Source organism: Jiangella endophytica (assembly GCF_003427025.1).
Taxonomy (GTDB): Bacteria; Actinomycetota; Actinomycetes; order Jiangellales; family Jiangellaceae; genus Jiangella; species Jiangella endophytica.
Window position 1 is genome coordinate 38597 of the sequence record NZ_QVAI01000031.1, and the last position, 12245, is coordinate 50841.

A 12245-nucleotide genomic window follows, 5' to 3' on the forward strand; every position below is an offset into this window, starting at 1 on the left:
TGCGGGCGGTGCGGAGATGAGTATCTGCGACGTCCCGGTGATCGCGGAAGTCTGCAATCTGGGCGGTGAGGCGGCCGGCGCTCTGGTCGCGGCGCCGTTCAACTGGCTGGCCCAAGCCGTCGGTGGTGCCGCGGCGTGGATGTTCGAGAGTGTGTGGGCGATCTTCGACACGACGACGCTCGTCGATCTGACATCGGAGCAGTACGTCGCGGTCTACAACGTGGTGTTCGGTGTCGCGATCTTCGTGATGCTGATCTTCTTCTTTCTGCAGGTGGTCTCCGGGCTGATCCGTCGCGAGCCGGGCGCCTTGCAGCGGGCGGTGCTGGGGTTGGCGAAGTCGGTCCTGGGTTCGTTCGTCGTGATCACGCTGACGGCGATGCTGCTGGAGATCGTCGACCAGCTGTGCGTGGGGATCGTGCACGCGACCGGGACGACGATGGAGGAGATGGGCGAGCGGATCGCTGCCATGGCGCTCGGCCTGACGGCGATCAACGTGGCTGCACCCGGCGTCGGGGCGATCCTGACGATCGTGCTGGGCGGGATGGCGGTCGCTGGTGCGGCGATCGTCTGGGGCACGCTGCTCATCCGTAAGGCGCTGCTGCTCGTGGCGATCGTGGTAGCGCCGCTGGCGCTGTCGGGAGCGTCGTGGGATGCGACCCGCGGCTGGATCGGGCGCTGGGCGACGTTCGTGCTGGCGCTGATCGTGTCCAAGCTGATCATCGTGCTGGTGTTCCTGGTGGCGACGGCGCAGGTGTCGTCGCCGCTGGACTTCGATCTGGCCTCGATCGCCGATCCGATCGCCGGCATCGTGCTGATGTTCATCGCCGCCTTCGCCCCGTACATGACGTACCGGTTCATCAGCTTCATGGGCATCGACCTGCATCACGCGGTGTCGGCCGAGCAGGAGTCGAAGGCCGCGGTCGGGCGTCCCGCTCCGATGTCCGCTCAGCAGCTTGGTGGTCTGGAGACGGTCGTCGGTGGCCCGGCGGCGGCTGGTGGAGCCGGCAGGTCCGGCGGCGCACCGGGACCGGGAGCTGCGACTGCGACGACGGCACGTCCGGCGGGCGCGTCGGCCGCGATGGTCCCGCCGGCGAGTGCAACTGCGGCGGCCGGCGCCGCACTGTCGAAGGCGGGTCCCGCCGCGCAGGCCGAGCAGGCGGACGGTGGCGAAGGGGCCGCCGCTGGGAAGGCCCCTCGCAGCCACGGCGGCTCCGAGCCCGCCGCTGCCGGGCCCGAGCGCACGGATCAGACGGAGCCACCCTCGGGTCACCGAGATCGCGCGGCGCCGGCAGACGGGCCGCATGAGAAGGCGCCGGACAGCGGTCCAGAACCATCGCGCCCCGGCGCGGATCCGACGCCGTCATCCACGACGTCCCTCCCGGCTCCTGACCAGGCGCCACCGGCGCAGCCGCCGACACCGACCCCGCAGACGCCGCCGGTGAGACCGGAGCCGAAGCCCTCGGACGGTGGAGCACAGAATGGCGGCTGACGCTGGCACGGACCTCGTCGCTGTCAAGTTCTCGCGGCTGACCCGGCGCGGCGTCCTGCTCGGCCTCTCCGCGACGCAGCTGGTCACCGTCTCGCTGGGCATCGCCATCGGCGTGGTGAGCCTCTACATTGCCGGCGGTACCGGCCTCGTGCTCAGCTCCCCGTTCCTCATCAGTCTCGGCCTGCTCACCTGGGTTCCGCTCGGCGGCCGCAAACTCGTCGAGTGGCTCCCTCTGACTGGGCACTGGCTGCTGCGCACCGTCGTCCGCCAGCTCGGCTACCGCCGCCGGATCGTCAAGCCGCGACCGGCGGGCACGCTCGCGCTGCCGGGTGACGGGGCGGCGCTGCGCCACTATGACGACCCGGAGTCCGGCGCGGTCATGGTGCACGACCCGCATGCCGCGACGCTCACCGTCGTGCTCGAGGTGAAGCATCCGTCGTTCGTCCTGCTGGATCCGGCGGACCAGCAGCGCCGGGTCGCCGGCTGGAGCCGGGTCCTCGCAACCTGCTGCCGATCCGGCCGGATCGCCCGGCTCCAAGTGCTCGAGCGGACACTGCCGGACGCCGGCGCCGGGCTCACCGCCTGGTGGCGTGAGCACGGCGTCGACGACGGTTCCTGGGTCGCCCAGACCTACACGGAGCTGGTCGAGCGGGCCGGTCCCGTCGGTGAGCAGCACGTCACGACCGTGTCCCTCGCGCTGGACCTCAAGGCCGCGGCGCGCGAGATCCGCTCGGCCGGCGGTGGTCTGCGTGGCGCGGCGCACGTCCTGCGCCAGGAGATGGCCACGCTGATCACGGCACTGCGGTCCGCAGACCTCACCCCGTCGCCGTGGTTCACCCCGGGTGATCTCGCCGTCGCGCTTCGCACGGCATACGACCCGGCCGTCAGTACCGCCCTCCAGCGCACGAGTGACATCGGCCGCGACCTCACCACAGCAGGGCCGCTTGCTGTCGAGGAGACCTGGGACCGGCTCCGCTCCGACAGCGCCCATCACGCCGTCCTGTGGATCTCCGAATGGCCGCGTACCCAGGTCTTCCCCGGTTTCCTCCACCCTGTCCTGCTGACCAGCGGCGTGCGCCGCAGCGTCACGTTGCTGTGCGACCCACTGCGCACGGACCGTGCCGCCCGCGACATCCGTAAGCGGCGCACCGAGTACGTCTCCGACGCGACTCAGCGTGCCCGCCTGGGGCAGATCGAGGACGCCCAGCAGACCGCGGAGTACCACGACGTCCTGCAGCAGGAATCCGACCTGGTCGCCGGTCACGGCATGCTGCGCTACACCGGGCTCATCGCCCTCTCGGCACCCACCGTCGACGAACTCGAATCAGTCGTCGCGCAACTGGAGCAGGCCGCCGTCCAGGCCTCCTGCGAGACCCGCCGCCTGGTCGGCCAGCAGGCTCAGGCCTTCGCCGCTGCGGCGCTCCCCTTATGCCGGCCCATCTGACCGGCCGGTGCGCCGCACCTTCCACGTGACCAGTCCATCCAACCGTGATCACGAGGAGCAGCTCCGTGCCCAGCTACAACGCAGCCGTCGCAGACCCACTCGAAGCGGCCGAGGCGGCCCGTGCTCTCGCCCACCTCACCCAGGACATGGACAGCCCGGAGGCTACCTACCGCGTGCTCGGCGCGCTGTCCTCCACCCTCTGGTCGCTGCGGCAATCGCTGGACCAGCTCGCTGCCTGGCACGAACGCAACGCTGACCGGGCCTACGCAATCGATGCGCCCCCACCGGGCGGCGCGGAGACATCGCGGCAGGTCGCCGACGATCTGCGGTTCGCTGCTCTGTCCGTCGCCCGTGCCGGCGCTCACGTCGACAAGGGCTGGAACCGCAACGGACGGATCCTCTGGGCGCAGGGCCCCGATCGGCCCACCCCATCCTCCGTCGCGACGCACGACCAGGTCTCGGCGCGGACCCAGTCCGACGGCCTCGGGCGCTGACTCCATGGCTGACGATCAGCGACGACTCTTCACCACTCCCCTCATCCGGCCGGCGGGTGAGCGACGCGCGCAGCGCCGGTCACGCCGCACCGCGTCGACCCAGCTGCGGCGGCAACAGGAGGAAGCCCACAGCGCCGGCGCTGACGACTACTGGAACGACGACCACGAATCGACCCCGTTGCTCCCCCGCTCCGGCGATCCCGGACCGCTCGCGCTGCGGACCAACCGGCGCCTGCGGATACCCCGGCACCAGGACACCTCCGCCACGCTGGGGGCGGCGTATCCGTTCCTCGCCGAGAGCGGACTCGGGTCCGACGGTGTCGTCGTCGGGCAGGACCTCTATTCGGGTGCCGCCGTCGCCTACGACCCCTGGGTGCTCTACGCCCGCGGTGTCATCACCGCACCCAACGTCGTGCTCGCCGGCATCGTCGGGTCCGGGAAGTCGTCGCTCGCCAAGAGCCTCTACACGCGGTCGATCGCGTTCGGCCGCCGCGTCTACGTCCCCGGCGACCCCAAGGGCGAACACTCACCGGTCGCCGAAGCCGTCGGAGGCCGGGCCATCCGGCTCGGGCACGGGCTCAGCACCCGGCTCAACCCGCTCGATCACGGCCACCGGCCAACCGATCTGTCCGACGAGGAATGGCGCAGCACCGTCGGTGCGCGCCGCCGGGACCTGCTCGGCGCCCTCGCGGAGACCGTTCTCGCCCGGCCACTGACGCCACTGGAGCACACCGCTGTCGATGCCGCGCTGACGTCCGCTGTAGCCGCATCGGACGTGCCGGTGCTGCCAATGGTGGTCGACCGGATCCTGTCACCCGATCCGGCCGGCGACGCGCGCCTCGCCGACGACGGCCGGCACGTCGGCCACGCGCTGCGCCGGCTCGTCGCCGGAGACCTCGCCGGCCTGTTCGACGGCCCCTCGACGATCGCGTTCGACCCGTCGCTGCCGATGATCTCCCTCGACCTGTCCCGAGTCACGGAGAACGCCACACTGCTCTCGGTGCTGATGACGTGCGCGTCCGCCTGGATGGAATCGGCACTGCTCGACCCGGCCGGTGGGCAGCGCTGGGTCGTCTACGACGAGGCCTGGCGGCTGATGTCGCACCCGGCGTTGCTACGGCGGATGGATGCGCACTGGCGGCTCGCCCGCCACTACGGCATCGCCAACATGCTCGTGTTCCACAAGCTGTCCGACCTGGACACCGTCGGCGACGCCGGCAGCGCGGCCCGGGCGCTCGCCACGTCGCTGCTGGCGAACGCGGAGACGCGGATCATCTACCGACAGGAGTCCGACCAGCTCGGCGTCACCGGAACACTGCTCGGGCTGACCGGGACCGAGCAACGACTACTGCCGTCGCTCGGCACCGGGCAGGGTCTGTGGCGGATCAAGGACCGCGCGTTCGTCGTCCAGCACCAGCTGCATCCCAGCGAGCTCGCGCTGTTCGACACAACCGCACGCATGGTGCCCGGCCGCGATGCGGGTGCGCCGTGAACCGGCGGCAGGTGTCGCCCTGGGACGCACCGGTGGTGAGGGCTCTCGACGCGGTGGAGGAGTTGCCCGGCTTCGAACCCGAGCACGTCGGCTGGGACGACTTCCGCTTCCACGGAACGGGAACCGCCTGGGAGATGGACACGGTCTCGATCTACGCCTACCCGGTGAAGGGGCGCGGTTTCGTGCGATTCGCAGCGACTAGCGACGGGGCCACGGTCACCGGGCCGGGACGCCGTGAACTGACGGCTGACCAGGTGGCGCGAGCGCTCAACGTGCCGGTCGAGAGCGCCGAGGCGACGGTCGCGGCCCTCGATGCGGCCCTCGCGCTCGCGCTCGTCGAGTTCAACGCCGGGCACGCTCCACCAGCCCGGCCGCGCACGAAGCTCCGTCCACAGCAGACGCCGCCGACGCCCCCGCACGGTGCCGACGCTGCCACCCGCCGACCACCGCCAGACATCGGCCGCTGACGCCCGTGTCCTGCGGGGCCTGCAACGCTCGCCGACCTCACGGTCGGCCGCGACTACCTAGCGGACGTGAGACACCACAGACGACCCAGCGCGATGAGCGCGACATGAGCTGGCGACGCAGCCGGACCCCGTCCACGGCACCGGTCGTGCTCCCCCGGCTCACAGTCACCCCGGACGACGACGGCTTCACGCTCACGCTCGACGGCGAGCCCGTCGCCGGCTCTCCAGTGTCGAGGGCGGAGCTCGGCCAGAGAATCGCGGCGACCATCGACGTGGCGGGTGGCCCGGTCCGGGTCGACGTGACCGACCCCGGCGGCGGCGTCCACTCCGACATCATCGACCCATCACCGCACGGACCCGATCCGCGGCCGTCGCGTACCGACCAGGCTGCCTTCGCGGTGCATCATCGCGGATTCCTGCCCGGTGAGCAGGTCGTCATCGCCGTCGTCGAGCGCACCGAGACAGCCAACGACAACGGCGTCGTCACTCTGAGCACCACCAGAGAGCTGGCCGGCGGCATGGAGCTCCTGCTGTTCGGTCGCGTCTCCGGGACGACGTTCGTCGTCGGCCCGCGATGACCGGCCGGGCCGGCACGACCGATGACGCGTTGACGAATCTTGGGCTCGGACTCCTCGCCGCGTCCGCAGCCGGACTCGGGCTGCTCCGCGGCGCTGCGAGCATCACCGCCGCCATCACCGGCCGTCCGCAGCCCGATGCCGGGCTCGCCGGCGCGGTGGCTGCCCTGCGGCGTCCGCTCGAGGTCGACGACGCCTACGGCAGTCCGGGGCTGAGTGCCGGGCTCTACTGGGCTGTGGTGGCCGCGGCAGTGGCCATGGTCGGCGTCGGGGCCGTTGCGGTGTGGCGGATGGTTCGCGCCCGGCCCAGCTCGGTTCGGGCTCGGCTCTCCCGGCTGCCCGGCGGGGCGACGCGCTCCGACGTCACACAGGCCGCCTCGGCGGCGGCCCTGCGTAGACGAGCAGCCGTGCTCCGCCCATCGGTTCAGCACCCGCGACCCGCCGACGTCGGCTACCGGATCGGCACCAGCCGCGGCCAGGACGTCTGGGTCACCGTCGAGGACTCGATCCTGCTGATCGGGCCACCACGCTCGGGCAAGGGCGTCAACATCGTCATTTCCGCCATCCTCGACGCGCCCGGCGCCGTCCTCACGACCTCCACCCGGCCGGATAACGTCACCGCCACCCTGCGGGCCCGCGAACGCAGCGGCCCGGTCGCCGTCTTCGACCCCGAACGGCTCGTGCCCGGGCTGCCGGCCGGGCTGCGCTGGTCACCCGTGCGCGGCTGCGACGACGCGCTCACCGCGATGATCCGCGCCGGCGGACTCGCCACGGCGACCAACTTCTCCACCGTCACCTCCGGCGACTTCTGGCAGGGCAAGACCACCGCCGCCCTGCAGGCCCTGCTGCACGCCGCAGCGCTGGACGGCCGCGACACCGCCACCCTCTACCGATGGGCGCTCAACCCGGTCGCCGCCGGTGACGCCGTGCGAATCCTGCAGACCAACCCCGCGGCGGCCGACGGCTGGGCCGACTCCCTCGACGCCATGCTGTCCGCCGATCCCCGCACCCGCGACTCCATCTGGCAAGGCGTCTCGCTCGCCATGGCACCGCTCGCCGACCCCGGCGTGCTCGACGCCGTCAGCCCACGGCCCGGCGAGTCCTTCGACCCCGAAGCCTTCCTCCGCGACCGCGGCACGCTCTACCTGCTCGCCACCGGCGCCGGAGCCAACGCATCGGCCGCTCTGGTCGCCGCCTTCGTCGAAGACCTCACCCAGACCGCCCGCCGCCTCGCCGCCCGCTCCCCCGGAGCCCGGCTCGACCCGCCGCTGCTGCTCGCCCTCGACGAGATCGGCAACCGCGCACCACTCCCGTCACTGCCGACCCTCATGGCCGACGGCGGCGGCACCGGCATCACCACCATGCCCGTCCTGCAGTCCATGGCCCGGGCGCGGGAGAACTGGGGCGACCACAACGCCGCCGCCATCTGGGACTCCGCGATCGTCAAGATCATCCTCGGTGGCGGGTCCGACAGCCGCGAACTGCAGGACCTCTCCGCGCTGCTCGGGGAACGAGACGAGCACACCGAATCCATCACCGTCGAACGCGGCGGCGGACGCTCCACCCAACGCTCCGTCCGGCGCATGCCGGTGATGTCCGCGGACATGCTGCGCATGCTGCCGTTCGGCACCGCCGTCGTGCTGCTGCGCACCACGCCGCCGATCATCACCAGGCTCCGGCCATGGACCAGCCGCCCCGACGGAAAGCAGCTGGCCCGCGACCGCGCCGCCGTCGAGAACCTCCTCCGGCCCTCCTGACTCCTCCGGTCGAGGCGCCCCACCTGACGAGCGACCGATCCGCTCCCGTCGACACGCAGGAGGCAACGGCGTGAAGCGCTACGAGGGCATCTACGGATTCATCGCCTCAGACCCCGACCTCACCTACAACGCAGACGGCAAACCACGCCTGTACATCCGCATCGGCATCAACCACTTCCAATCGCTGCCCAGCGGCAGGCTCAACCGACTGCCACCGACTTACCACGACCTGGTCCAGTTCGACCGCGCCGCCGAACTCTCCCACGAGCGGTTCCAGAAGGGCGACGAATTCGCTGCCATCGGATACCTCCGCCAATACGACCGGACCGTCGACGGCCAGCCCAAGAAGGCGGAGCAGTTCGTCGCCTACCGGCTCATGCACGACCCGAACACGACCACCTACGAGGTCCATCGACGACCCCGCAACACCGAGCGCGACGCAGCCGCATCCGGCCCCGACCTCCAGAACCGTTCCGCACCCGCCCAGGCACCAGCTTCGCCGCCACAAGCCCCACCCTCACCCCCACCCCCACCCCCGCCGGCGCCCTCCGCCGACGGCCTAGGCCGCTAGAGCGACAACGACGCCCCGAGGAGAGCCATGCCCGAACCGACCGACCCCGACAACCGACCCGACCCGATCCCGGGCGACTTCGTCTTCGGCGACCCGGACGACGTCTCCGCCGGCCCGACAGACCATGCCGGCGCACCGCCGGAGTCACCGGCCCCGGCGCAGCCACTGAACTGGCGGACGCTCAGCGCCGACGAGGCCGAACAGGAATGGCTCGCCCTCAACCAGTGGGTGCACTGGCTCCGACGCGAGTTCGGGCTCAGCGCCGCGATCCTCCCGCCGTACTGGCACCGCCACCCCGAACTCGTCTGGGAGCTGTCCGCGCTGCACCAGCGCTGGCTCGCCGCCTACGACCCGTACCAGGACCCGTCCGCACCACTGGTCTGGATGGCCGAGTTCGCCGCCACCCGGCAGCGCCTGCACGAGTGGGTCGCCGTCTCCGGCACTCGCCTCGACCGCGACCGCCCCACCCGCCAGACCAGCTGGCCCGGCGAAGACCCGCCACCGATCGAAGCTGAATCCCGCATCACCCACCGCGAAGACGACTTCGTCCGCCACGTCCTCGACGACGTCAACCGGCGCAGACAAGCCGAAGCCGCCTTCCTCGACGACGAAGTCCAGCCATGACCAGCGACGCTGACCTGCCTGAGCCGCTGCAGGAGGCGTGCAGTTGGCTCCGGGCGGCCGAACGCCACCTGGGAGACCCCGCTGCCGATCACGAACTCGACGACCGGCTCACCGCGGGCGAGGCACTGGACATCCTCACCGACATCACCTCGCCCTATTCACAGCCGATCCACGACCGCACGCCAACCCCGCTGCCGGCGGTGCTGCCGCACATCCTGAATACGCTGAGCGCCGCCGCTGGCGCCGCAGAGGTGTCGGTCGGGGAACGCCTGCGCATCGCCCATGCCGTCCGGGTCCTCACCCGCCGCCGATCGGGATGACGCGCGATGGCCTACGAAGCGGACGTCCAACGGCTCTCCGAACACCTGGCACACCTCCTGACCACCCCGTCCTCCGTCGACCGGCAGGAACTCGAGGTCGTCGACGCCGCGCGGATCGCCGTCCGGCAACTCTGCTGGCGAATCCTCCGCGACGTCACCTTCACGCCGCTCGGCGATACACCGACCGCTGACCTCAGCTCACGCACCGTCGCGACCCTCCAGCACGTACTACGCACCGAGGTGCACCGCCTCGCCGACACCGCCGGCCCGGGCACGGGATGGATCGACTACGCGACGACGACCGACGCCGGGCGCTCCTGGCGAGAGGTCCACCGCCACGCAGTCCTCACCGAGCACGAATGGGAGATGGTCTACCCCCAAGCGCACCCGCACGGAACCGGCGCCTGGCCGATCATCACCGACGTCGCAGCCATCGCCGAAGCCATCGCCCACCTGGAGCAGGACGCCGCACGAGACCACCCCGCAGCGATGGACCAAGCAGCCGCCCTCGCCCTCGCCGCCGACCAGGTCCGCCGGCTCGCACCACCCGGAGCGCTCGACACCGACCCGGCGCCGCTGCCGTCACGCAGTCACCAGTTGCTCCTGCGCATCCGGTCAGCCGCCGACCTCTCCGGCGGTACGGCCCGGCTCGCCTACCTGCTGCGCACCGCACACCGCCTCGAACCCGCCACGGTCCGCGCCGTCGCCCGCAGCCAGGCCCAAGCACTGCTCACCATCGGCCGCCTCATCAAGACCGACACCCTCTACAGCCCAGCGCAGCCGCAGCTACGCCCGCTCGCCACCTCCCTGGCCAGGCTGAGCCGGCTGGCCGAAAGAGTCCGCTCCAGCGCACCCGGCGACGACCGGCCCCGCCAACAACTGCAGCTTCTGCACGATTGCTGGCGCTTCCTCGACGGCCCACACGAAGCCACCCAAGCCGAACGGGCAGCCGCCTACCTCGCCATCCACCCCGCTCTCGACATCGTCCACGCCCTGCACGAGGTCATCCACCATCACGTCAGCGAAGGCCAGTGGTACCAGTACCTCAAAGGCGGCCGCCACCCATGGCGACTGACGTCCGACACCACCGAGCCCCGCATCGTCGAAGCAGCACAACGCGCTGTCCAGCAAGCAGAACAACTGGCACATGCGCTACCACCTACCGAGCAGCCAGCAGCCACCGTGCGAGCGCCCCGGCACGTCCTCGCGGGGCCGCCGGCTACCGCTCGCCCACCTGCGGACCCCCGCCCTGCCCACCTGGACGCGACTCGGTAGCAGGAGCAACACGACCTGGGCGAAGGGGCAGGAGTGAACCGTCGCAAGGACAACCGCGTTCAGCGCCCAAGACGGCTACTCACATCCACAGGCCGACTCCCTACGGCGTCGTGCCCGCCTGCAACACCACGGCCAGCTCGTCCCGGCGGCCCGTCATTCCGCCCAGAGTGCTGCACATCGTCGGCAAGGGCGATAAGCCCGCTGCCATGCCGCTGACCGCACCTGTACTTCGGGTTCTCGAGGCCTGCCGAGGCGAACGCACAGAGGGACCTCTCGTTCTACGGCCGAACTCGGGCAACCCGATCGACCGCCGCGATGCTTACGGATGGTCGCCCGGATCGCAAAAGGCCGCCAGCATCTCCAGGCACATCAGCCCCCATTCACCTCGTCACGCCGCCATCACCACGCTCTTGACGCCGGCGTACCGCTCCGCGACGTCCAGATACTCGCCCGGCCCGCCGATCCTCGCACTACCGAGTACTACGACCGCGCCCGCGGCAACCTCGACCGCCACGGCGTGCACTTCCTAACCGCCTACGTAGCCGGGGTGTAGCGGCACGGACTCATGCAGCCGCGAACCCCGCCGCCAGTGGAGCGTCAGCTCCGCCCAGATTGACGCGAGTGCCAACACTGGGATCTGCCGCAATTCGAGCATTGCGGCACGGGACCGTTTTCCGCTTTCCGCTAGCCCGACGAGGGGCGTGGCGCGTCTCGCGACGCATCAGACGGGCCATACAATTGAAGGCCGGCAATCGGGCATTCCCGGCCGGCAACACGACCGGGGGGTCTAATGCGACTCGCTGCCCTGCAGCTGACCAACTTCCGTGCCTGCCGTAGTACCTCGGTCGAACTGACCGCAGATCTCACGGTCCTGGTCGGCGAGAACGCCTCCGGCAAGAGCGCCATCATCGACGCACTCCGACTGGCCACCTACCCGGCTTCGGGGCGCACGACCGCGTGGTTCTCGCCCGACAGAGACCTCAATCATCACGCAGTCGAAGGATCCCCAGTCTCCATCACGGCCCGCTACTCAGAGCTCACCGAGCCCGAGAAGGCCATCTACCTCGCGCAGCTGGTCGATAACCACGACGACCTTATCTACACCGCCTCCTTCGCAACCGCGCCGGATACGCCACGGCGCAGCATGCTGAGCTGGAGCGTCGGCGAGACGTTCGGCGAAGACCCCGAGCCCAACCTTCGGCGCCGCATCGCGCACGTGTACCTCCCACCCCTACGGGACGCTGTACGCGACATCGACAGCGGCGATCAAGCCCAACTCCACGAAGTCCTCCAGATCCTGATTGGCAGCGACGCGGAGAAAAAGACCAACTTTATAGACAGCGCCAACACCGCCTTTGACACCGTCGCACGCCATCCTCTCGCCGAGGAGGTGCGGCACTCGATCGAGACCTTCTTCACCCAGACCACCCCTCCCAACCGGCAGCACCGGCTCGAACTCAACCGTCGCGAAGTTGAGCTGCGCCGCATCGCGCGGCTCCTGCGACTACAGCTTGCCGAGCGCGACATCGCCATCGGCGATATCGCGTCCACCGGCCTCGGCTACGCCAATCTGCTCTACATCTCCATGATCGTGCTGCAGTTGACCCGCCGACACGACAGCGACCTGACCGTCCTGCTTGTGGAGGAACCAGAGGCCCACCTGCACCCACAGCTACAACTGGTGCTCCTGGACTTCCTGCGGCAGCAGGCGCGCCGCAGCGACGTCACCGGTCAAGC

At 70.5% G+C, this 12245-nt stretch carries 13 protein-coding genes; 12 read left to right on the plus strand and 1 reads right to left on the minus strand.

Annotated features, from left to right (window positions below; translation table 11 throughout):
- Nucleotides 1-16 precede the first annotated feature (16 nt).
- The 11 genes from DZA62_RS33600 to DZA62_RS33650 all read left to right on the plus strand — a co-directional run bounded on the left by DZA62_RS33600 (nucleotide 17) and on the right by DZA62_RS33650 (nucleotide 10508).
- Nucleotides 17-1489 carry a conjugal transfer protein TrbL gene (locus tag DZA62_RS33600; RefSeq protein WP_116953338.1) on the plus strand — a complete coding sequence of 491 codons (1473 nt, stop codon included), beginning with the start codon at nucleotides 17-19 and terminating at the stop codon, nucleotides 1487-1489.
- On the plus strand, nucleotides 1479-2933 hold the full coding sequence (locus DZA62_RS33605) for an SCO6880 family protein (protein ID WP_116953339.1): 1455 nt from the start codon (nucleotides 1479-1481) through the stop codon (nucleotides 2931-2933). The genes DZA62_RS33600 and DZA62_RS33605 overlap by 11 nt, the downstream gene beginning before the upstream one ends.
- A gap of 65 nt (nucleotides 2934-2998) precedes the next feature.
- A complete protein-coding gene (locus DZA62_RS33610; protein ID WP_157988081.1) occupies nucleotides 2999-3427 on the plus strand; it encodes a hypothetical protein in 429 nt (142 codons plus the stop codon).
- 4 nt (nucleotides 3428-3431) lie between these two features.
- On the plus strand, nucleotides 3432-4919 hold the full coding sequence (locus DZA62_RS33615; protein WP_116953341.1) for an ATP-binding protein: 1488 nt from the start codon (nucleotides 3432-3434) through the stop codon (nucleotides 4917-4919).
- The gene (locus tag DZA62_RS33620) at nucleotides 4916-5386 is read left to right on the plus strand and encodes a hypothetical protein (RefSeq protein WP_116953342.1); all 471 of its coding nucleotides are present in this window, start codon (nucleotides 4916-4918) and stop codon (nucleotides 5384-5386) included. The genes DZA62_RS33615 and DZA62_RS33620 overlap by 4 nt, the downstream gene beginning before the upstream one ends.
- Before the next feature lie 104 nt (nucleotides 5387-5490).
- Nucleotides 5491-5964 (plus strand): hypothetical protein, encoded by a 474-nt coding sequence (locus DZA62_RS33625; protein WP_116953343.1) that lies wholly within the window; start codon nucleotides 5491-5493, stop codon nucleotides 5962-5964.
- Nucleotides 5961-7718: a type IV secretory system conjugative DNA transfer family protein gene (locus tag DZA62_RS33630; protein WP_116953344.1), complete on the plus strand. Its 1758-nt coding sequence runs from the start codon at nucleotides 5961-5963 to the stop codon at nucleotides 7716-7718. The genes DZA62_RS33625 and DZA62_RS33630 overlap by 4 nt, the downstream gene beginning before the upstream one ends.
- A 70-nt stretch (nucleotides 7719-7788) precedes the next feature.
- Nucleotides 7789-8289, plus strand: a complete 501-nt coding sequence (locus DZA62_RS33635) for a single-stranded DNA-binding protein (RefSeq protein WP_116953345.1) — start codon at nucleotides 7789-7791, stop codon at nucleotides 8287-8289.
- 27 nt (nucleotides 8290-8316) lie between these two features.
- Entirely contained in the window at nucleotides 8317-8913 is a 597-nt protein-coding gene (locus DZA62_RS33640) for a hypothetical protein (protein ID WP_116953346.1), read from the plus strand.
- On the plus strand, nucleotides 8910-9233 hold the full coding sequence (locus DZA62_RS33645; RefSeq protein WP_116953347.1) for a hypothetical protein: 324 nt from the start codon (nucleotides 8910-8912) through the stop codon (nucleotides 9231-9233). Before DZA62_RS33640 ends, DZA62_RS33645 begins: the two co-directional genes overlap by 4 nt.
- A gap of 6 nt (nucleotides 9234-9239) precedes the next feature.
- Entirely contained in the window at nucleotides 9240-10508 is a 1269-nt protein-coding gene (locus tag DZA62_RS33650) for a hypothetical protein (RefSeq protein WP_116953348.1), read from the plus strand.
- A gap of 388 nt (nucleotides 10509-10896) precedes the next feature.
- Here the strand turns inward: DZA62_RS33650 and DZA62_RS37370 are convergent, their stop codons facing one another.
- Nucleotides 10897-11022, minus strand: a complete 126-nt coding sequence (locus DZA62_RS37370; protein ID WP_269813959.1) for a hypothetical protein — start codon at nucleotides 11020-11022, stop codon at nucleotides 10897-10899.
- 276 nt (nucleotides 11023-11298) lie between these two features.
- Here DZA62_RS37370 and DZA62_RS33655 point away from each other — a divergent pair.
- Nucleotides 11299-12245, plus strand: a 947-nt coding sequence (locus DZA62_RS33655; RefSeq protein ID WP_116953349.1) for an ATP-dependent nuclease, incomplete at its 3' end; no start/stop codon positions are given.

Excerpts from the sequence above, each read along its gene's own strand:
- DZA62_RS33600 (WP_116953338.1), top strand. The coding sequence starts at position 17 with ATGAGTATCTGCGACGTCCCGGTGATCGCGGAAGTCTGCAATCTGGGC.
- DZA62_RS33605 (WP_116953339.1), top strand. The coding sequence starts at position 1,479 with ATGGCGGCTGACGCTGGCACGGACCTCGTCGCTGTCAAGTTCTCGCGG.
- DZA62_RS33615 (WP_116953341.1), top strand. The coding sequence starts at position 3,432 with ATGGCTGACGATCAGCGACGACTCTTCACCACTCCCCTCATCCGGCCG.
- DZA62_RS33625 (WP_116953343.1), top strand. The coding sequence starts at position 5,491 with ATGAGCTGGCGACGCAGCCGGACCCCGTCCACGGCACCGGTCGTGCTC.
- DZA62_RS33630 (WP_116953344.1), top strand. The coding sequence starts at position 5,961 with ATGACCGGCCGGGCCGGCACGACCGATGACGCGTTGACGAATCTTGGG.
- DZA62_RS33640 (WP_116953346.1), top strand. The coding sequence starts at position 8,317 with ATGCCCGAACCGACCGACCCCGACAACCGACCCGACCCGATCCCGGGC.
- DZA62_RS33645 (WP_116953347.1), top strand. The coding sequence starts at position 8,910 with ATGACCAGCGACGCTGACCTGCCTGAGCCGCTGCAGGAGGCGTGCAGT.
- DZA62_RS33650 (WP_116953348.1), top strand. The coding sequence starts at position 9,240 with ATGGCCTACGAAGCGGACGTCCAACGGCTCTCCGAACACCTGGCACAC.